The 18,418-nt window shown below is 70.6% G+C and carries 20 protein-coding genes; 8 read left to right on the forward strand and 12 right to left on the reverse strand.

Annotation, left to right across the window (positions count from 1 at the left end; genetic code table 11):
• Positions 1 to 109 precede the first annotated feature (109 nt).
• A complete protein-coding gene (locus GXW71_RS32230) occupies positions 110 to 298 on the reverse strand; it encodes a DUF2842 domain-containing protein (protein ID WP_211857650.1) in 189 nt (62 codons plus the stop codon).
• A 110-nt stretch (positions 299 to 408) separates the two neighbouring features.
• On the opposite strand from GXW71_RS32230, the gene GXW71_RS32235 reads away from it, so the two are divergent.
• Positions 409 to 936, forward strand: a complete 528-nt coding sequence (locus GXW71_RS32235; protein ID WP_211857652.1) for an adenine phosphoribosyltransferase — start codon at positions 409 to 411, stop codon at positions 934 to 936.
• Between the two features lie 49 nt (positions 937 to 985).
• Here GXW71_RS32235 and GXW71_RS32240 read toward each other — a convergent pair whose 3' ends face one another.
• The 3 genes from GXW71_RS32240 to GXW71_RS32250 are packed head-to-tail and all read right to left on the reverse strand — an operon-like array spanning position 986 to position 3,779.
• Positions 986 to 1,477, reverse strand: a complete 492-nt coding sequence (locus GXW71_RS32240) for a GNAT family N-acetyltransferase (RefSeq protein WP_211857654.1) — start codon at positions 1,475 to 1,477, stop codon at positions 986 to 988.
• On the reverse strand, positions 1,474 to 2,775 hold the full coding sequence (gene glcF, locus GXW71_RS32245; RefSeq protein ID WP_211857656.1) for a glycolate oxidase subunit GlcF: 1,302 nt from the start codon (positions 2,773 to 2,775) through the stop codon (positions 1,474 to 1,476). The genes GXW71_RS32240 and glcF overlap by 4 nt, the downstream gene beginning before the upstream one ends.
• A 50-nt stretch (positions 2,776 to 2,825) precedes the next feature.
• A complete protein-coding gene (locus GXW71_RS32250) occupies positions 2,826 to 3,779 on the reverse strand; it encodes a Bug family tripartite tricarboxylate transporter substrate binding protein (RefSeq protein WP_211857658.1) in 954 nt (317 codons plus the stop codon).
• A gap of 206 nt (positions 3,780 to 3,985) precedes the next feature.
• Here GXW71_RS32250 and GXW71_RS32255 point away from each other — a divergent pair, with 206 nt between their 5' ends.
• Complete coding sequence (locus GXW71_RS32255) at positions 3,986 to 4,171, forward strand: hypothetical protein (protein ID WP_211857665.1); 186 nt, start codon at positions 3,986 to 3,988, stop codon at positions 4,169 to 4,171.
• 168 nt (positions 4,172 to 4,339) lie between these two features.
• On the opposite strand, the gene GXW71_RS32260 is transcribed toward GXW71_RS32255, so the two are convergent.
• Entirely contained in the window at positions 4,340 to 5,791 is a 1,452-nt protein-coding gene (locus GXW71_RS32260) for an N-acyl-D-amino-acid deacylase family protein (RefSeq protein WP_211857667.1), read from the reverse strand.
• Positions 5,792 to 5,913: 122 nt separating this feature from the next.
• Here GXW71_RS32260 and GXW71_RS32265 point away from each other — a divergent pair, with 122 nt between their 5' ends.
• Positions 5,914 to 7,500 carry an ABC transporter substrate-binding protein gene (locus GXW71_RS32265; protein WP_211857668.1) on the forward strand — a complete coding sequence of 529 codons (1,587 nt, stop codon included), beginning with the start codon at positions 5,914 to 5,916 and terminating at the stop codon, positions 7,498 to 7,500.
• Between the two features lie 221 nt (positions 7,501 to 7,721).
• Here GXW71_RS32265 and GXW71_RS32270 read toward each other — a convergent pair whose 3' ends face one another.
• A complete protein-coding gene (locus GXW71_RS32270; RefSeq protein ID WP_211857670.1) occupies positions 7,722 to 8,795 on the reverse strand; it encodes a LacI family DNA-binding transcriptional regulator in 1,074 nt (357 codons plus the stop codon).
• A 126-nt stretch (positions 8,796 to 8,921) separates the two neighbouring features.
• On the opposite strand from GXW71_RS32270, the gene GXW71_RS32275 reads away from it, so the two are divergent.
• The 5 genes from GXW71_RS32275 to GXW71_RS32295 all read left to right on the forward strand — a co-directional run bounded on the left by GXW71_RS32275 (position 8,922) and on the right by GXW71_RS32295 (position 13,656).
• Positions 8,922 to 9,809: a dioxygenase family protein gene (locus tag GXW71_RS32275; protein ID WP_211857672.1), complete on the forward strand. Its 888-nt coding sequence runs from the start codon at positions 8,922 to 8,924 to the stop codon at positions 9,807 to 9,809.
• Between the two features lie 8 nt (positions 9,810 to 9,817).
• A complete protein-coding gene (locus tag GXW71_RS32280) occupies positions 9,818 to 10,570 on the forward strand; it encodes an SDR family NAD(P)-dependent oxidoreductase (RefSeq protein WP_211857674.1) in 753 nt (250 codons plus the stop codon).
• A gap of 107 nt (positions 10,571 to 10,677) precedes the next feature.
• The gene (locus GXW71_RS32285) at positions 10,678 to 11,592 is read left to right on the forward strand and encodes a BKACE family enzyme (RefSeq protein ID WP_246527088.1); all 915 of its coding nucleotides are present in this window, start codon (positions 10,678 to 10,680) and stop codon (positions 11,590 to 11,592) included.
• Positions 11,593 to 11,616: 24 nt separating this feature from the next.
• A complete protein-coding gene (locus tag GXW71_RS32290; protein ID WP_211857676.1) occupies positions 11,617 to 12,648 on the forward strand; it encodes a quinone oxidoreductase family protein in 1,032 nt (343 codons plus the stop codon).
• 30 nt (positions 12,649 to 12,678) lie between these two features.
• On the forward strand, positions 12,679 to 13,656 hold the full coding sequence (locus GXW71_RS32295) for a tripartite tricarboxylate transporter substrate-binding protein (RefSeq protein WP_211857678.1): 978 nt from the start codon (positions 12,679 to 12,681) through the stop codon (positions 13,654 to 13,656).
• A gap of 75 nt (positions 13,657 to 13,731) precedes the next feature.
• On the opposite strand, the gene GXW71_RS32300 is transcribed toward GXW71_RS32295, so the two are convergent.
• The 6 genes from GXW71_RS32300 to GXW71_RS32325 all read right to left on the reverse strand — a co-directional run.
• Positions 13,732 to 13,914, reverse strand: a complete 183-nt coding sequence (locus GXW71_RS32300; protein WP_211857680.1) for a hypothetical protein — start codon at positions 13,912 to 13,914, stop codon at positions 13,732 to 13,734.
• Positions 13,907 to 14,365, reverse strand: coding sequence for a hypothetical protein (locus GXW71_RS32305; protein ID WP_211857682.1), 459 nt, complete (start codon positions 14,363 to 14,365; stop codon positions 13,907 to 13,909). Before GXW71_RS32305 ends, GXW71_RS32300 begins: the two co-directional genes overlap by 8 nt.
• A 374-nt stretch (positions 14,366 to 14,739) precedes the next feature.
• Positions 14,740 to 15,903 (reverse strand): glycolate oxidase subunit GlcE, encoded by a 1,164-nt coding sequence (gene glcE / locus GXW71_RS32310; protein ID WP_367617413.1) that lies wholly within the window; start codon positions 15,901 to 15,903, stop codon positions 14,740 to 14,742.
• Positions 15,900 to 17,327: an FAD-linked oxidase C-terminal domain-containing protein gene (locus tag GXW71_RS32315; RefSeq protein ID WP_211857686.1), complete on the reverse strand. Its 1,428-nt coding sequence runs from the start codon at positions 17,325 to 17,327 to the stop codon at positions 15,900 to 15,902. Before GXW71_RS32315 ends, glcE begins: the two co-directional genes overlap by 4 nt.
• 263 nt (positions 17,328 to 17,590) lie before the next feature.
• The gene (gene ykgO / locus GXW71_RS32320) at positions 17,591 to 17,716 is read right to left on the reverse strand and encodes a type B 50S ribosomal protein L36 (RefSeq protein ID WP_211857688.1); all 126 of its coding nucleotides are present in this window, start codon (positions 17,714 to 17,716) and stop codon (positions 17,591 to 17,593) included.
• Positions 17,717 to 17,865: 149 nt separating this feature from the next.
• The coding region (locus GXW71_RS32325; RefSeq protein ID WP_211857690.1) for a DUF533 domain-containing protein at positions 17,866 to 18,418 on the reverse strand (553 nt) is incomplete at its 5' end.

An 18,418-nucleotide genomic window follows, 5' to 3' on the forward strand; every position in this document is an offset into this window, starting at 1 on the left:
CCCCAAGGCACAGGCAGGTCCTCCCCGCCCATGACTGAACACTGTCAGCCATCTCCCCAGTCCAAGCTGTCAGTTATGTCCCCGGTCCGGACCCCCTTCCGGGACAGCGCTACCCCCGGGCCGCCCAGAACATCAGCCACTTCGCGGGCCAGGCCCAGAGGATGCCGGCGAGCGCGAAATAGAGGATCTGCAGGGCCCAATGGGTCTGGAGCACCAGGTCCGCCAGGATCATCACGGCCGCGACGTAGAGCAGGAAGCCGAGGATGCCGGCGATGCTGGCAATGGCGGTGCGGGACATGCGGGCCACATCGCATGGCGGGCCGGGCCCGCCAAGCCGCTGCCCCTTGGCACCAGGCGCCCGGAGGGGCAGAAGGCGCGCGTCCCGCCGCAGTCCGGAGGCCATTGCGCATGACCGAGCCCTTCGACCTCAAGGCCCATATCCGCGGCATCCCGGATTTTCCGAAGCCGGGGATCCTGTTCTACGACATCTCGACCCTGTTGCGGCATGGTCCTGCCTGGCGGGCGGCGGTGGCGCAGCTTGCGGACGCGATCCGCCCGTACAAGCCCGACATACTGGCGGGGATCGAGAGCCGCGGCTTCCTGGTGGCAGCGCCGCTGGCCCTTGAGCTCGGGCTCGGCTTCGTGATGATCCGCAAGCCGGGGAAGCTGCCGGGGCTGACGATCGGGCTGAACTACGCGCTGGAATACGGCACCGACCGGGTCGAGATGCAGGCGGATGCGGTACCGAAGGGCGCCCGCGTCGTGGTGTTGGACGATTTGCTGGCGACCGGCGGGACGATGGCGGCCAGCATCAACCTGCTGCGCCAAGCGGGCGCGGTAGTGCCCTGCGCGGCGGCGCTGATCGAGCTGAGCTTCCTCGAAGGCCGCAAGCGCCTCGACGTGCCGGTGGAGACGCTGGTGCGCTACGAGAGCTGATCGCCGCAGGGCGGCATCGCCCGGAGGCGTGAATCAGCTCGCGCATGACTTACGAGAGCTGATCGAGCCGCAGCGCCATCAGCAACTCGTCGACGTCGCGGCCGCCGACGCGCAGCGCCCGGGGCTCGCGGCCATAGGCGGTGAAGCCGGCCGCTTCATAGAGACGGATCGCGGCGGCATTCTCGGCCGCGACCGAAAGCCGCAGCTCCTCCACCAACCCGCGCGCCGCAGCGATGGCGTGCCCGAGGAGTGCCGCGCCAAGGCCGCGTCTGCGCGCCGCCGGGCGCACATAGAAGCCCCAGATCAGCACCTTGTGGCGCAGCTTCGGCGCCTCCTGCGGCCGCAGCCCGATGACACCGTCGAGCGGGTCTCCACCGGCGGCGAAGACATGGCTGCCGGCCAGGCGCTCCGCGAACCACGCGAGGGGCTGCGCGCCCTCGATGTCAGCGGAGGCGCCGAAATTCTCCGGGCACCGCTCCAGCGCTTCCAGGCGGATCGCGCGATAGGCGGCGGCATCGGCGGCGCCGAGGCAGCGGATCATCCCGCCAGCGCGGCCGGCTTCGGCCCGCCGGCCATCCAGTCGAGTAGCTCGACCGTGTGCACGGCCGGAGTCGCGCCGCCGCCGAGTTGCGTCAGGCAGCCGATATTGCCCGACGCGATCACGTCCGGCCGCAGCCGCGCGATGTTGCCGAGCTTGCGCTCCTTGAGCTGTCCCGCGATCTCCGGCTGCAGCAGGTTGTAGGTGCCGGCGCTGCCGCAGCAGAGATGGCCTTCCACAGGCTCCTTCACCTTGAAGCCGGCGGCCTTCAGCAGCGCCTTGGGCTCTGCGGTGATCTTCTGGCCATGCTGCAGCGAGCAGGCGGCGTGATAGGCGATGGTGAGGCCGGGTGTCGCGCGGCTCGGCGCGTAGCCGAAGCGGGTCAGCACCTCGCTGATATCGGCGGCCAGCGCCGAGACCGCCGCGGCCTTCTCGGCCAGCGGGTCGTTGCGGAACATGAAGCCGTAATCCTTGACCGTCGTGCCGCAGCCGGAGGCGTTGATGACGATTGCATCCAGCCCGTCGCCTGCGATCTCCCGCGACCAGGCCTCGATATTGGCGCCGGCCAGGCGCATCGCCGGGTCGTGATGGCCCATGTGGTGATCGAGTGCGCCGCAGCAGCCGGCGCCCTTCGCGACCACCACCTCGATCCCCATGCGGGTCAGCAGCCGGATGGTCGCCTCATTGATCGAAGGCGAGAGCACCTGCTGCGCGCAGCCGGCGAGCAGCGCCACGCGCCCACGCCGCGGCCCTTCCGCCGGATGCACTCGGGCGCCTTCGGTGGGCGAGGGGGAGGGCACCCTGGCCGGCGCCAGGCGCAGCATCGCCCGCAGCCGCTGCGCGGTCATCGACTGCCCCGGCACCAGCCGCGCGAAGGGCCGTGCCAGCCTGGCGCCAACCAGCGCCATGCGGAAGCGGAAGGGGTGCGGCAGCACCAAGGACAGCACCCGCCGCAGCAGGCGCTCTGGCAGTGGGCGACGATAGGTCTCCTCGATATGCTGCCGGGCATGGTCGAGCAGGTGCATGTAGTGCACGCCCGAGGGGCAGGTCGTCATGCAGGAGAGGCAGGAGAGGCAGCGGTCGACATGCTTCACCACCTCCGGCGTCGCCGGCCGGTCGTTCTCCAGCATGTCCTTGATCAGGTAGATGCGGCCGCGCGGGCTATCCAGCTCATCGCCCAGCAGCACGAAGGTCGGGCAGGTCGCGGTGCAGAAGCCGCAATGCACGCAGGTGCGCAGGATGCGGTTGCTCTCCGCCGTGTCAGGGTCGCGGAGCTGTTCGAGGGTGAAGTGGGTCTGCATGGGGCCTTGCGCGTTTCACCCAGAAGATAGGCGCCGCGTATGGTCTCGCGCTAGTCGGCGGTCACCCGTGCTTCCCGCGCCACCTCTCCCCACATCGCGTCCTGCGCCGCGATGGCGGACGCCAGCTCCGTGCGGGTGGAGCCGACCGCTTCCGCCCCGAGCTCACGCAGCCGGGCGACAACCATCGGATCGCGCGCCACGGCGATGGCGGCGGCCTCCAGCGAGGTGGCCAGCGCCTCGGGCAGGCCGCGCGGCCCCATCAGCGCCAGCCAGGTCTCGGCGACCACGCTGGAGACCGTCTCGCTGATCACCGGGATCTCCGACGCCAGCGGCGAGCGCTGCGCGGAGGCGAGCGCCAGCGCCCGCGCCCGGCCGTCGCGCGTCGGCGGCAGGCCAGTGACGACCGTATCGACATAGATCTGAATGGTGCCGGTCAGCAGGTCCGGCAGCGCCGGACCGGTGCCGCGGTAATGCACCACGGTGCATTCGGTGCCCATGGCGCGCATCAGCAGCGCGATGGTCAGGTGCTGGGTCGTGCCGGCCCCCGGCGTGCCGCAGGCGACCGGGCCGGCGCGGAGCGCCGCGCGCAGCCCGGCGATGTCGCGCGCCGGGAATCCCGGCGCGGCGAGGACGACCACCGGGATTGCCGCGAAGCGGCTGATCGGCGCCAGGTCGCGTAGGGGGTCGAAGGGCATGCTGCGGTAGATGTGCCGGTTGATGACCAGCGGCCCGGCCGGCACGGCGCCCAGCACATTGCCATCCGGCGCCGCCTTGGCGACCGCATCGGCCGCCAGGTTGCCGCCGGCGCCGGTGCGGTTATCGACCACCACCGTCCGGCCCAGCCGGGCCGCGAGGCCTTCGGCCATCACCCTGGTCAGCAGGTCGATGCCGCCGCCGGGCGGGAAGCCGACGATCAGGCGGATCGGTGGCGCGCCCTGCGCCTGGGCGGCGGCCGGCGCGAAGGCGAGAAGTGCGGCAAGGGCGGCGATGGGCCAGCGTGGCACGGCGTTTCTTCCCTGTGACGATTGGCATCAGCTTCGGGGTCGCGGTGGGGTGCGGTCAATCCGGGTTGCGGCCGTGCTGCAGCGCACTCCGGGAAGGCTCGGAAATATCGCGAAATGCATCGCCCTTTTCCTGCCCTTTTGTCGCCCCGCCGCGGACGTGCGGCACGGCTCCCATCGCGGCATCGATGGCCAGGGGAGGCCCTGCGATGGATGAGACCCGGACGACCGAAGCGATGGTGACGCAGGCACGGCCGACACGCCGCCCCGCGCCGCGCACTGCGCCGCTCTGGCCCGCCGTGCTCGCCGCCTGGATCGGCAGCGCCGCGCCGCCTCTGCCGGCCTCGAGCCTTTCGACCCCCGATCAGCCCGCGGAGACGCGGCCGCGGGTGTGATGCCTCCAGACAAGCGGCCATAGGCCGCCGCGGGCTTCTGCGGAGCGAGGCGAAGCCGTTGCTCCGGGGCCGCAAATGCGGCCCCGCGCGCGACCATCAGCCGCCGCCAGCGCGCCTGACAGCGCGGAAGCCAAGCACGCGGATGCGTGCGCCGGCGTCTGAGGGCCTCTATAGCCCCCGCTGCAAGAGCCGCCCGGGGCGGGCGCCGGTGACGCCCTGGCCGTGGACATAGGCGCTCTCGCCGTTCACCCAGGTCTCCAGGATGCCGTCGGCAGGCTGGATCGGATCCTCCCAGGTGGAGCGGTCCTTCACCGTCGCCGCATCGAGCAGCACCAGGTCGGCGAAGGCGCCGGCCCGGATCGCGCCGCGATCGGCGATGACGAAGACCGCGGCGGGGCGCGCCGTCATCTTGTGGATCGCGGTCTCGAGCGTCATCAGCGACAGCTCCCGCACGTAGTGGCCGAGCACGCGCGGGAAGGTGCCCCAGAGGCGCGGATGCGGCTGCTTCGCGAGCGGCCCGCCATCGCTGCCGATCATCGACAGCGGATGCGCCATGATCCGCCGGACATCCTCCTCCGCCATGTTGTGGAAGATGCCGGAGGCCGGCAGAAGCCGGTCGCGCGCTTCCTTCAGGCTCACGTCCCATTCCGCCGCGAGGTCGGCCAGCATGCGCCCGGCGGCTTCGGGATGCGGCAGGGAATTGGTCACCTGCACCGGCACGTCCGGTCGCGGCTCCCGCGCCGCGAGCGAGGTGGAGGCGGCGGTATAGGGATAGACGTCGAAAGCGACCGGATGCCGCGCCGCGGCCGCCTCGATCATCGGCAGCGTCTCGCGCGAGCGGCCGTGGTTCTCCGGCATGGCACATTTGTGGTGGCTGATGACGATCGGCGCGCCCACGGCCTCGCCGATGCGGAGCGTCTCCTGGATGCTGTCGAGCACGCCGTTCGCCTCGTCGCGCATATGCGTGACATAGAGACCGCGATGCGCGCGCAGCGCCTCCGCGATCGCGATCACCTCCTCGGTCGGCGCGTGCTTGGAGGGCGGATAGAAGAGGCCGGTCGAGAAGCCGGCAGCGCCTTCCGCCAGGCTCTCGGCGAGCTGGCGGCGCATCACCTCCGCCTCGGCATCACTCGCGGCGCGCTGCGTCTCGCCCTGCATGGCGCCGACGCGGAGCGACATGTGCCCGATCAGTGCCAGCGCATTCACCGCCGGCGGCTCCCGCCGCAGATGGTCGGCGTATTCGCCGAAGCTGCCGAATTTCCACCATTCCGGCGCGCAGACCTGATCGAGCGGCGCCGGCGGCCGCGTCGCCATGCGCACCGGCGAGAGGCTGATGCCGCAATTGCCGACCACGACGCTGGTTACGCCCTGGGACAGCTTGCAGCACATGCAGGCCGCGCCCTGCAGCACGATCTGGTCGTCATGGGTATGCGCATCGATGAAGCCGGGCGCCAGCACGCGGCCCTCGGCCCGAATTTCCCGCGCCCCGCTCGCGGCGCCGAGGTCACCGACGCCGGCGATCCGGTCGCCTTCGACCGCGACATCGCCCCGGAACCCGGGCCCGCCGCTGCCGTCGATGATGGTGGCGTCGCGGATGACGAGATCGCAGCGGAGCGCCATGCTCCCTCTCCCTCTGATGAAACCGCCGGGAGCATGGGGCAGGGTGGCAGGGCCGGGAAGAGTGATTGACGCGGCAGGCGCGGTGTCGAACCATCCCGCAACCGCCGGAGCCCGAGCCCGCCATGGTCGCACCGCCCAAGCTGTCTCGCCGCGCTGCTTTCACCACCGGCGCCGTCCTGCTCGCGGCGCCGCGCCTCGCCGGTGCCCAGGCCGCACGCCCGCTGCGCTTCGTGCCGCAGGCCGATCTCGCGGTGCTCGACCCGGTCTTCACCACCGCGACCGTCACCCTGACGCATGGCCACATGGTCTTCGACACGCTCTACGCACTGGACGAAGCCTATGCCGTGCACCCGCAGATGGCCGCAGGCCATGTGGTCGAAGGCGACGGCCGCGACTGGACGATCACCCTTCGCGAGGGCCTCAGCTTCCACGACGGGGAGAAGGTGCGCGGCCGCGACTGCGTCGCCTCCATCCGCCGCTGGGCGGCGCGCGACATGTTCGGCGCCGAGCTGCTCGCCGCCATGGACGAGATCTCGGCACCCACCGACCGGACCATCCGCATCCGCCTGAAGCGTCCATTCCCGCTGCTGCCGCGCGCACTCGGCAAGGTCACCTCCGCCATGCCGGCGATGATGCCGGAACGCATCGCGGCGACGCCCCCGGAGCAGCAGGTGACGGAGATGATCGGCAGCGGCCCCTATCGCTTCCTGCCGGAGGAACGGCTCGCCGGCGTGCGCGTCGCCTATGCGCGCTTCGAGAACTACCTGCCGCGCGAGGAACGCTCCAGCCGCACCGCCGGCGGCAAACGCGCGCATTTCGCGCGCGTCGAATGGCATGTGCTGCCCGATGCCGCGACCGCTGCCAACGCGCTGATCACCAATGAGGTGGACTGGCTCGACTACCCCTCGACCGACCTCGCCCCCGTGCTGCGCCGCAGCCGGGACGTCGAGGTGAAGGCGGCCGAGGAACGCTCGATCAGCGTCCTCCGCTTCAACCACCTGCACCCGCCCTTCAACAACCCCGCCATCCGCCGCGCGCTCCTCGGCGCCGTCGACCAATCCGCCTTCATGACCGCCGCCTTCGGCAGCGAGCCCGGCCTCTGGCGCGAAGCCGGCGTCTTTCTCTCCGGCACACCGATGGCGAGCGACGTCGGCATGGACGCGCTGCGCGGCGCGCGCGACATGGCCAAGGTGCGCCGCGACCTTGCCGCCGCCGGCTATGCCAATGAACGCGTGGTGCTCCTCCAGGCCAATGACTTCCCGTTGCTCCGGGCCCTATCCGAAGTCGCCGCCGACATGCTGCGGCGCGCCGGCATGAATGTGGATGTCGTCGGCGCCGACTGGGGCACCATCACCGCCCGCCGCAACAGCCGCGAACCGGTCGAGCGCGGCGGCTGGAGCGTCTTCTGCTCCGGCTTCGGCGGCGCCGGCATGCTCGACCCCGTCTCCCATCTCGGCCTGCGTGCCCACGGCACCCGCGCCTGGTTCGGCTGGCCCGACAGCCCCGCCCTGGAACAGCTCCGCGCCGAATGGATGGCCGCCCCCGACGAGGCCGCACAGCAACATATCGCTCGCACCATTCAGGCCCGGTTCTGGCAGGACCTGCCCTACCTGCCGCTCGGCGAATACTCCCGCATGACCGCCTACCGCCGGAACCTCACCGACATTCCCGTCGGCTTCCCGAGCTTCTGGAGCATCCGCCGCGTGTGAGGGTGTCCCTGGGGAAGGCTCCGCCTTCCCCAGACCCCATCCGCCAGGAGGCTGGAGCCTCCTGGACCTGCTTCACTTGGTGCCATTGCTGGCGAGGGGGTCACCCGGCGTCTTTCGCCAGGTGACCCCCTCGCCAGCAATGGCTCTAAAAATGATCTAGGTGCAGGAGCCTTAGGCTCCTGCCGGGTGAGGTCTGGAGAGGGCAGAGCCCTCTCCAGACCTCACCTCGGAGGCGCCGAGGAGGCCCGGATGACGAGGGTCGGGCGCAGCAGGACGGCGGTGCCGCGGGTGGGCGGTGTGGTCCGGTCATCGAGGGCGCGGAGCAGCAGGTGGGCGGCTTCCCGGCCCATTTCGGCGTGGCCGATGCGCACGGTGGTCAGCGGTGGTGCCACCATGTCCATCATCGGCATGTCGTTGTGGCCGGTGACGGAGACGTCGTCGGGCACGCGCAGCCCGGCTTCGGCGAGCACGTCATAGGTGCCGAGGGCGAGCAGGTCGTTGGCGCAGGCGAGGGCGGTGAGGCCGGGGTGCCCTGCGCGGAGCTGCCGGGCGGCGGCGGCACCGGCCGGGCGCGAATAGGCGGTGGCGGGGGCGATGGCGCTGGCGTCGAGGCCATGGGCGGCCATGGCGGCTTCGAAGCCGCGGCGGCGGAGGGCGCCGGTCGAGAGGTTGGGCGGGCCGGCGATATGGCCGATGCGGCGATGGCCGAGGGCGACCAGGTGTTCGATGGCGAGGCGGAGGCCTTCCTGGTCGTCGGAGACGACGGCGGGCGCGCGGGCTTCGGCTTCGGTGCGGTTGATCAGGACGACGGGCGTGCCGCGGGCGAGGCAGCGGGAGACGACGGGGTCGTCATGGCCGGCAGCGGTCGCGAGCAGCAGCCCGTCGACGCGGCGGGAGGCCATTTCGTCGGCCAGCGTGACGGCGCGGGCCGGATCGTCGCCGGGATCGGCGACCAGCAGGGCATAGCCGCGCCCGGCGAGCACGGCTTCGGCGCCGGCGAGGATCGGCGCGAAGACCGGGTTGGCGATGCCGGGCACCAGGGCGCCGATGAGGCGGGAGCGGCCGGTGCGGAGCGCGGCCGCAGCAGCATCCGGCCGATAGCCGAGGCGGGCGGCCTCGGCGAGTACCCGCGCGGTGGCGGCCTCCGCCACCAGGTGGCGGGTTTCGGGATTGAGGGCGCGGGAGACGGTCGAGAGATGCACGCCGGCGGCTTCCGCCACCTTTTTCAAGGTGGGTGCGGCGGGGCCGGAGGCGGGCGGGCTGGGCGGGGAACCGCGACGGGTGGCGCTGGGCATTCTGCAAAGCTTTGTAGCACGAAACTGGTCACCGGAATGGTCGCGGAGGCGTGACGGCGAACCCGTTGACCCTCTCGGGCCACAGGACTACAAACGTTTGTACAAACGATTGCAAGGAGGCGCGCCGTGATCATCGACGGCCAGGAGAGCGTCACCGTCGCCGTCAGGGGGGCCATCGCGAGCACCCTGGACCCGCGGCTCCGCGAGGTGATGGATGCGCTGGTGCAGCATCTGCATGCCTTCATCCGGGATGTCCGGCCCACCGAGGCGGAGTTCGAACACGGCCTCGGATTCCTGGCTGCCATCGGCCGCGCCTGCACCGACACCCATAACGAGGCGGTGCTGTTCTCCGACGCCATCGGCGCCTCGACCTTGGTCTGCCTGCTGAACAACGGCCAGGACGGCGCCACCGAAACCGCCGCGGCGCTGCTCGGTCCCTTCTGGCGCGACAATTCGCCGGCCACGCCGGATGGCGGGTCGATCGTCCGCAGCGCGACGCCGGGCGCGCCGCTCTTCGCCCGCGGCAGCGTCCGTGGTCCGGATGGCGCACCGGTGGCCGGCGCCCGGGTCGACGTCTGGCAGGCCTCGCCTGCCGGCATGTATGAGAACCAGGATCCCGCGCAATCCGACATGAACCTGCGCGGGCGCTTCGCGACGGATGCGGAGGGGCAGTTCCGCTTCACCTCGGTCCGCCCGGCCGGCTACCCGGTGCCGACGCATGGGCCGGTGGGTGACATGCTGCGTGCGCAGCAGCGCCACCCCTATCGCCCGGCGCATCTGCATTTCCTGATCCACAAGCCCGGCTTCAAGACGCTGGTCACCCAGGTCTTCGTCGACGATGACGAGCATCTGGAGAGCGATGTGGTGTTCGGCGTCACCCGCGCCCTGGTCGGCGGCTTCGAACGCCATGACGGGCCGGCACCGGGCGGCGGCGCGGGCGAATGGTTCTCGCTCGACTACAGCTTCACCCTGGAGCCGGGCGAGGCCCGGCTGCCACGGCCACCGATCGCGTGATGACCCGCATGGATCTATCCGGCCGCGTCGCCGTCATCATCGGCGCTTCCGGCGGCATCGGCTCCGCCACCGCGCGCGCCTTCGCCGATGCCGGCGCCACCGTGGTCGCCACCTGGCGCGGGGACCAGGCCGGCGCGGAAACCCTGGTCGAAAGCCTCGCCGGTGGTCCGGCGCGTGGGCACCTCGCGCTCCCCGCGACGATCGAGGAGACGGCGACGCTCGTGGCCCTGGCCGCGACGGTGGAACAGCGCTGCGGCCGTGCCGATGTGCTGGTGAACAGCTCCGGCTTCACCCGCGCGATCCCGCATGGCGACCTCGATGCGCTCGACGATGCGATGATCGACCGCATCTTCGCCGTGAACTGGCGCGGGCAATTCGCGGCGATCCGCGCCTTCCGGCCGCTGCTCGCGGCCGGCGGCGACGGGCTGGTGGTGAACGTCTCCTCCATCGCCGGCCTCAACGGCGCCGGCTCCAACATCGCCTATGGCGCGGTGAAGGCTGGCATCGACGTGATGACCAAGTCGCTGGCGCGCGCGCTGGCGCCGGCGATCCGCGTCATGGCGGTCTCGCCAGGCATCGTCGATACCGGCTTCGTGCCGGGTCGCGATGCCGCGGCCAACGCGAAGATCGCGCCCAGCATCCCGCTGCAGCGCGTGGCGACGGCCGAGGATGTCGCCGGCGCCATCCTCGCCTGCGCCACCCTGCTTCCCTATTCGACCGGATCGACCGTCCTGGTGGATGGCGGCCGGGCCCTCGCATGACCCGTTCGCTGATGCTCACGGGTCATGCTCGGATTTTGTTTGATCGCGTGATTCAGACGTTTCGGCCGCTTCGGCCTCACGCCATCACGCTCTGACGGAGAGTTCCGATGCGACGCATGCGCGACGAGGTGATCATCACCTGCGCCATCACCGGCAACCTGACGACGCCGGATCAGACGCCGCATCTGCCGATCACCCCGCAGCAGATCGCCGACAGCGCGCTGGAGGCGGCAGAGGCCGGCGCCGCCATGGTGCACCTGCATGTGCGCGACCCCGCGACCGGCAGGCCTTCCATGGAGCTCGGCCTCTATCGCGAGGTCGTGGAGCGGATCCGCGCTGGGAATTCGGAAGTGATCGTCAACCTGACGACCGGCCCAGGTGGCCGCTTCGTGCCGGGCGCGGAGGAGCCGCGCCTCGCCGGCCCCGGCACCACCCTGACCACGCCGGAGCGCCGCACCGCGCATGTCACCGCGCTGCGGCCGGATGTCGCCACGCTCGATCTCAACACCATGAATTCCGGCGCCGAGGTGGTGATCAACACGCCCGGCAGTGTCCGCCGCATGGCCGCCGCGATCCGCGCCGCCGGCAGCGTGCCGGAGATCGAGCTCTTCGATTCCGGCGACATCGCCTTGCTCGCCGATCTGCTGCGCGACGGGACGCTAGTGGGTCCAGTCCTCTGCTCCTTCGTCTGCGGCGTGAAATACGGCTTCCAGCCACTGCCGGAGACGGTGCTCTACGCGCGTAATCTGCTGCCGACGGATGCCGAGTTCACCGTCATCGGCATCGGCCGCGCCTGCTTCCCGATGGTCGCGCAATCCGTGCTCGCCGGTGGGCATGTCCGCGTGGGTATGGAGGATGCCGTCTATCTCGACCGTGGCGTGCTCGCGCCCTCCAACGCGGCGCTGGTCGAGAAGGCGCGCGGCATCGTCGAGAGTCTGGGCGCCCGCGCCGCGGCGCCAGCCCGCGCGCGGGAGATCCTCGGCCTGGCGCCGGCGCGCGCGGCCGCAGCCACTGCCGCCTGATCCGATCACTCAGGAGAAGTCCGAATGTCCGCGACCCTGAACACCCGTCCCACCGCCGGACTGCACGGCAGCCCGGCGCTGCGCGTCCATGCGAAAGCCGCGGGCCCCGAGGCGCTGGAGCTGATCCTGGAGGACCGCGCCGCAGCGCCACTGCCGGAAGGTGCCTGCCGGATCGAGGTCGCGGCCGCCGGCGTGAACCCCTCCGACGTCAAGGCGACGCTCGGCCTGATGCCGAAGGCGGTCTGGCCGCGCACACCCGGCCGCGACTATGCCGGCACCGTAGTGGACGGTCCCGCGCAGCTCCTCGGCAAGCGCGTCTGGGGTTCGGGCGGCGAGCTCGGCATCACCCGCGACGGCACCCATGCGCGCCACCTGGTGGTGGACGCGGCTGATGTCAGGGAGGTGCCGGCCGGCATGGCGCTGCGCGAGGCCGGTGCGGTCGGCGTGCCCTTCGTCACCGCCCATACCGGCCTCACCGAAGCGGGTGGCGTGAAGTCGGGAATGACCGTGCTGGTGCTCGGCGGCAACGGCAAGGTCGGGCAGGCGGCGACGCAGCTCGCCACCATGGCCGGCGCCAAGGTCATCGGCGTGGAGCGCACGGCGGAGCCCTATCGCGGCCACGCCAATGGCCCCGTCACGCTGATCGGCACCGATGCGGGCGACGTCGCGGAACAGGTGCTGGCGCTGACCGGCGGGCATGGCGCCGACATCGTCTACAATACTGTCGGCAGTCCCTATTTCGATGCGGCGAACCGGGCGCTGGCGCATGGCGGCACGCAGATCTTCATCGCGACGATCGAACGCGTGGTGCCCTTCGACATCCTCGCCTTCTATCGTGCGCGGCACCGTTACGTCGGCGTCGATACCCTGGCGCTCGACAGCGGCGACTGCGCCGCGGTTCTGGATGCGCTGAAGCCGGGCTTCGAGAGCGGGGCGCTGTGCCCCTTTCCGGTGCCGGACGATCATGTCTTCGCGCTTCGTGATGCCGCGGCCGCCTACCGTGCCGTGCTGTCCGGTACGCGGGAACGGGTGGTGCTGGATCCTTCGCTGGACTGACCGGAACCGACGAATGGGAGGACAAAAAAGATGAAGAAGCGGAGCCTGATCGCCGCCCTGGGCGCGGTGCTGTTGGGCCTGCCGGACCTGGCCGGCGCGCAACCGGCCTGGCCTCAGCGGCCGGTCACCATGATTATCCCCTTCGCGGCCGGCGGCCCGACCGACGTGCTCGCCCGGGCGCTGACGGAGCCGCTGACGCGGGATCTCGGCCAGCCCGTGGTGGCGGAGAATGTCACCGGCGCGGGCGGCACCATCGGCGCTGCCCGCGTCGCTGCGGCGCGGCCCGACGGTTATACGCTGCTGCTCGGCAATATCGGCCTCGCCACCTCCGTCGCGCTCTACCGCCGCCTGCCATACGATCCCGCCGGCTTCGAGACCATCGGCCTGATCACCCCGGTGCCGATGACCCTGATCGCCCGGCCGGGCCTGCCGGCGCAGACCCTGCCGGAACTGCTCGCCTGGGCGCGGCAGCGCGGTTCGGAGGTCAACCTGGCGCATGCCGGCATCGGCTCGGCGAGCCATCTCTGCGCGACCCTGCTGCGCTCCATCACCCGCATCCCGATGACCACCGTGGTCTTCCGCGGCACTGCGCCTGTCATGACCGAGATGATGGCCGGCCGCATCGACCTCACCTGCGATCAGACCACGAATGCCATGCCCTATATCCAGGACGGGCGGGTCAAGGCCTATGCCGTGACCACCGCAGAGCGTCTCGCCGCCCTGCCGGACGTCGCGACCATGGCAGAGGGCGGCCTGCCCGATCTCCAGGTGACGATCTGGCACGGGCTCTACGCGCCGCACGGCACGCCCGCCGCGGTGGTCGAGCGCATCGCCCGTGCGTTGCAGGCGACCTTGCGGGACGAGACGGTCGGCCGGCGCCTGGCCGATCTCGGCAGCGCGCCGGAGCCGCAGGAGCGCGTCACCCCGGCCGCGCATCGCGCGATGCTGGATGCGGAGATCGCGCGCTGGCGCCCGATATTGCAGGCCGCCGGCGAATTCGCGGATTGAGCCTGGCTGACCGCCTCAGGCGTCCGGTTCCTGCCGATCTCGGCCTGAGAGCGGCATGCGGGTGACGCGGCGGCGCTACGCCGCAGCGCCGCCGCCTACCTCATCGATCGTCTTGCCCAGCGCGTTGTCGGCGATGAGCGGTGTCTGGAAATACTGCAGCACCGGCTCACTGCCGTAGGTACGGCGCACCCGCTCGAGCCAGGCCACGTCGCGCGCCCGGCGAGCGGTCTCCATGCTGCACCACAGAGCGTCAGTCACCCACCTTGTCATAGACGCCAGCGTAAAGCTGCTCGATGACCCAGCTGCATGCCGCTTTGATGTCACTCTCCACCGTATGGAAATGCTCGATGCCTTTGCCGCCGATCTTGCCGTGCCCATGCGGCGGTTCGCCATCCTTGACCCTGCCGCTGTAGTCGTACCAGAACCAATGGTTCTTTTTCGGACGTTTGCCATATCCGTTGATAGTCAAATGAGCCGGATTATAAGCTTCACCACTCAGGTTTACGTGGCATGAGCACCACTGTCCACCGTTCCACCCCGGGCAGGAAACATCGAAACTGTAGATGAGCTTGTTAATCCCCGCCTCAGGAAAGCGAATAGTTGTTCGGCCCTTGACGATATCGTCGCCGTCACAGAGGGTTTTGTAGTTCTGCTCAAATCGCCTCCAATTTATTGTGCGTGGATCTTGCGACTTCATCGTGTCACTCATGATCCCCTCCCGTTTGCGTTGGTTACAACGGAAGCGTCCTTAGCTCGATATCGCAACGAATGGTACGCACGAGCCCGTGAGGGACAGCCGGAAGTTGCGGAAAGGTCAGACCAACGGACCGGTCGCTCGCCCGGTCTAAGGCCGCGAATGCGGCCCGCCGGTAGTCCGGTGTCACGCCGGATGCGTGCAAATTCGCACGACGCCAAGGGCGGCGGATGCCGCCCGCGTCACGCCGGGAGGCGTGCCTTCGGCACGACGCGTTTGAGGGCCTTGATCGGTCAACGATCAAGGCCGTGGGTATCAGATGGTCGCCGAACTCGACCGGAATGGGCGATGCCCTCCGCGTCGCCGCCAGAGCTGGTTGAGTTTGAAGGCTAGGCCGCCCGCATGCGTCCGGGATTCAAGATGCCGGCCGGATCCAGCGCCGCCTTGACCCGGCGGGCGATGGCCGCGAGCGGCGGCGGCTCCGGCGGGATCACGGCGACCGCGGCGCGGAGCGCATCGGGCGCGCGGAACAGCGTGAAGGTGCCGCGATCCGCGGCATGCATCACCGCGGCATGGGCGCCCTCGGTCGCCGGCCCCGCGATCCAGATCAAGCCCCCACCCCAGTCGAGCAGCAGCTTGGCGTCGAAGGCGGCGCGCAGCTCCGCCGCGACCCGCGGGCCTTCGGTCGGCTTCACCGAGACGCGCCAGATGGCATCGGAAGGGGCGGCGCCGAGCGGCGTGGCTTCGCGCACGGCGAGCCAGAGGGCGCGGCTCTCCGCATCCGGGACGATCTCGGCATCGCCGAATTCGGCCAGTGTCTCGCGCAGCTTTTCGCTGCGATAGGCGACGCTGTCCGAAAAATCCTCGATGCGGAGCAGAGCGCGGGGCGCATCCGCGAGCAGCGCGGCGCCAGTGACGCCGAAGGGGCTGCCGAGCCCGGCCGAGAGCACGCGGCGGCCGGTCTCGAGGTCGGGCACCGGCAGCGAGAGGGTCGCGGAGGCCTCCGGCGCCGGCAGCACCTTCAGCGTTACCTCGGTGATGATGCCGAGCGTGCCGTGGCTGCCGGCGAGCAGCTTGCAGAGATCGAGGCCGGTGACGTTCTTCAGCACCCGCCCGCCCGAGCGCAGCACCTCGCCGCTGCCATTGACGAAGCGGATGCCCATGACGTGGTCGCGCATTGCGCCGCCGCTGATGCGGCGCGGGCCGGAGAGGTTGGCCGCAACCGCACCGCCGATGGTGGGCGCCGCCTCCACGCCCATCAGCGTGGTCAGATGCGGCGTCTCGGCGATGAGCATCTGACCCTTGGCGGCCAATGCCGCCTCGATCTCCGCGAGCGGCGTGCCGGCGCGGGCGCTGATGATGAGCTCGGTCGGGCGGTGCAGCGTGATGCCGGAGAGCGCGCGGGTGGAGATGGTCCGGGCCGCCTGCACCGGCCGCAGCATGGCGCGCTTGGTGCCGGCGCCTTCGACCGCGATGGGTTCGGCGTGCCTGGCGGCCTCGGCCACCAGGGCTGCGATCGCCGCCTCGTTGCCCGGCGTCAGCGCGGCGCTCACGCCGCATCCTTCAGCGGGAAGACCTTGGCGGGGTTGAGCAGCCATTGCGGGTCGAAGGCGGTCTTCACCGCGCGCTGCTGGTCGAGCTCGGCCTCGGTGAACTGCACGGTCATCAGGTCGCGCTTCTCGATGCCGACGCCGTGCTCGCCGGTCAGGCAGCCGCCGACCTCGACGCAGAGTTTCAGGATATCGGCGCCGAAGGTTTCCGCCTTGTGGAAGCTCTCAGGGTCGTTGGCATCGAACATGATCAGCGGATGCAGGTTGCCGTCGCCGGCGTGGAAGACATTGGCGACCTGCAGCCCGTATTCCGCACTCATCTCCCCGATGCGCTTCAGCACGCGCGGCAGCTCGCCCGTCGGGATGGTGCCGTCCATGCAGAGATAGTCCGGGCTGATGCGCCCGACCGCGCCGAAGGCACCCTTGCGGCCCTTCCAGATCGCAAGCGATTCCTCCGGCGTCTGTGCGACCTTCATGCTGATCGGATCGAAGCGCGCGCAGATGTCGCGGATGCGGCCGAGCAGCGCATCCTGCTCGGCGACGCTGCCCTCGACCTCGATGATCAGCATCGCCTCCGCATCCAGCGGATAGCCGGCATGGGCGAAGGCTTCGCAAGCATGGATGCAGGGGCGGTCCATGAACTCGAGGGCGACGGGGATGACGCCGGCGCCGATGATCGCGTCCACGGCGGCGCCCGCGACCTCGATGCCGTTGAAGGCGGCGAGCATGGCGCGCGCGCCTTCCGGGCCGCGCAGGATGCGCACGGTGACCTCGGTCACCAGGCCGAGCTGCCCTTCGCTGCCGGTGACGATGCCGAGCCAGTCATAGCCGGCGGCGTCCAGATGCTCGCCGCCGATGCGGATCACCTCGCCCTCGATGGTGACGAAGGTGAGGCCGAGCAGGTTGTTCGCGGTGACACCGTATTTCAGGCAATGTGCGCCGCCCGAATTCATCATGACGTTGCCGCCGATCATGCAGGCGAGCTGGCTCGAGGGATCGGGCGCGTAGAAGAAGCCGTCGCCGGCGACCGCCTGGGTGATGCCGATATTGGTGACGCCGGCTTCGACCACCGCCAGGCGGTTTTCGTAATCGACCTCCAGGATGCGGTTCATGCGCATCAGGCCGATCACGACAGCATCGGCCAGCGGCAGGGCGCCGCCCGAAAGGCTGGTGCCGGCGCCGCGCGGGATCACCCGGACGCCCTCCTGGTGGCAGTAGCGCAGCACGGCGGCGACCTCCGCCGTCGTGCGCGGCAGCACCACCGCGAGCGGCGGCTGGCGATAGGCGGAAAGCCCGTCGGTCTCATAGGGCTTGAGGCGGATCGCCTCGCCGATCACGCCGTCGCCGGGCACCAGCGCCCTGAGGGCCGCGATGATGGCATCGCGCTTGGCGAGGATCCCGGGCTTCGGGTCGGGCAGGCGGATCACGGCGCAACTCCCTGAGCGTGATCGGTTGAGGCGGAATCGCCGAAAACCGTGAATCGCGCGATCAAACTTCTGGACGCAGCGGGAAGATGCGGTGCCGGACCCGGCGCGACAAGCGCGCGGTGCGGGCAGGGATGTGCTGAACGCAGAAACGCCGCCGGGGGAGCCCTAGCGGCGTGGTGGACTGTGATCCCAGAAGGTTGGAACCGGGGGGCCTGCGCTCCCCGGACCCCGCTATGCTCGCGGGGCTAAATCGGCTTCGCCGATTAGCCCTGGCGAGCCTTCAACCGCGGGTTCTTCTTGTTGATCACATAGACGCGGCCATGACGGCGCACGACGACGCAGTTCTTGTCGCGGATCTTGGCGGTCTTGAGGCTGTTGCGGATCTTCATGACGGCAGTCCCAAAGCGTGAAGGCTTGAGGCCGGCTTGGCCGAAAAGCCTGAATCGCACGATCAACACGGTTCCGGAGCATGGTTCGTGCGCGAGCGAACGGACCGTGCTCCGGGGAGGGCGTCGTTTATGGGCGCGGCGCGGCGCTGTCAACCGCCGAGGCGCGATTCGATCGCCGCGAGCGCCGCCCGGTCCAGCCGGAGCGCCCGGCCAAGCTGGTCCAGCCAGGCGCGCTCCTCGGCGCTGATCTCGCCCGCGGCGGCGAAGGCGGCGGCGTAGATCTGGGCGGCCTGCATGGGGTCCCGGGCCTCGGCCGCCAGCGCCGCGGGCGTCAGCGGGCTGTCGAAATCGGCCAGGACGAAATCCCGCTCCGCCGTGGTAAGGCCGGCGCCGTCGAGCTGGGCGGCGATGGCCTTCCGCTCCTCGGCGTCTATGCGCCCGTCGCCGCGGGCGGCGGCGATCATGGCGCGGATCATCAGCAGCGCCTCCGCGGTCTCGGCCTCCGGCTCGGGCGGGGGTGCGGCGGGCTTCGGCGACCAGGGGGAAGCCGCGGGCGCAGTCGCCGGCACGCTGCCATGGCGGGTTGACGGCGGGACCGGCGCGGGGGCGCGCAGATCCGGCACCGGGCGCGTCGGACGGGGCTCCGGTGCGGAGGCGGGGGCACGGGTCGCCAGCGCCTCCGCTGCCGCGGTCGCCAGCGTC

The sequence above is a fragment of the Plastoroseomonas hellenica genome, assembly GCF_018129085.1.
Classification (GTDB): domain Bacteria; phylum Pseudomonadota; class Alphaproteobacteria; order Acetobacterales; family Acetobacteraceae; genus Plastoroseomonas; species Plastoroseomonas hellenica.

What these genes read in the sequence shown, in the direction of transcription:
- GXW71_RS32230 (WP_211857650.1), bottom strand. Translation starts at nt 298, where the DNA reads ATGTCCCGCACCGCCATTGCCAGCATCGCCGGCATCCTCGGCTTCCTG.
- GXW71_RS32235 (WP_211857652.1), top strand. Translation starts at nt 409, where the DNA reads ATGACCGAGCCCTTCGACCTCAAGGCCCATATCCGCGGCATCCCGGAT.
- GXW71_RS32240 (WP_211857654.1), bottom strand. Translation starts at nt 1,477, where the DNA reads ATGATCCGCTGCCTCGGCGCCGCCGATGCCGCCGCCTATCGCGCGATC.
- glcF (WP_211857656.1), bottom strand. Translation starts at nt 2,775, where the DNA reads ATGCAGACCCACTTCACCCTCGAACAGCTCCGCGACCCTGACACGGCG.
- GXW71_RS32255 (WP_211857665.1), top strand. Translation starts at nt 3,986, where the DNA reads ATGGATGAGACCCGGACGACCGAAGCGATGGTGACGCAGGCACGGCCG.
- GXW71_RS32260 (WP_211857667.1), bottom strand. Translation starts at nt 5,791, where the DNA reads ATGGCGCTCCGCTGCGATCTCGTCATCCGCGACGCCACCATCATCGAC.
- GXW71_RS32265 (WP_211857668.1), top strand. Translation starts at nt 5,914, where the DNA reads ATGGTCGCACCGCCCAAGCTGTCTCGCCGCGCTGCTTTCACCACCGGC.
- GXW71_RS32270 (WP_211857670.1), bottom strand. Translation starts at nt 8,795, where the DNA reads ATGCCCAGCGCCACCCGTCGCGGTTCCCCGCCCAGCCCGCCCGCCTCC.
- GXW71_RS32280 (WP_211857674.1), top strand. Translation starts at nt 9,818, where the DNA reads ATGGATCTATCCGGCCGCGTCGCCGTCATCATCGGCGCTTCCGGCGGC.
- GXW71_RS32285 (WP_246527088.1), top strand. Translation starts at nt 10,678, where the DNA reads ATGCGACGCATGCGCGACGAGGTGATCATCACCTGCGCCATCACCGGC.
- GXW71_RS32290 (WP_211857676.1), top strand. Translation starts at nt 11,617, where the DNA reads ATGTCCGCGACCCTGAACACCCGTCCCACCGCCGGACTGCACGGCAGC.
- GXW71_RS32295 (WP_211857678.1), top strand. Translation starts at nt 12,679, where the DNA reads ATGAAGAAGCGGAGCCTGATCGCCGCCCTGGGCGCGGTGCTGTTGGGC.
- GXW71_RS32305 (WP_211857682.1), bottom strand. Translation starts at nt 14,365, where the DNA reads ATGAGTGACACGATGAAGTCGCAAGATCCACGCACAATAAATTGGAGG.
- ykgO (WP_211857688.1), bottom strand. Translation starts at nt 17,716, where the DNA reads ATGAAGATCCGCAACAGCCTCAAGACCGCCAAGATCCGCGACAAGAAC.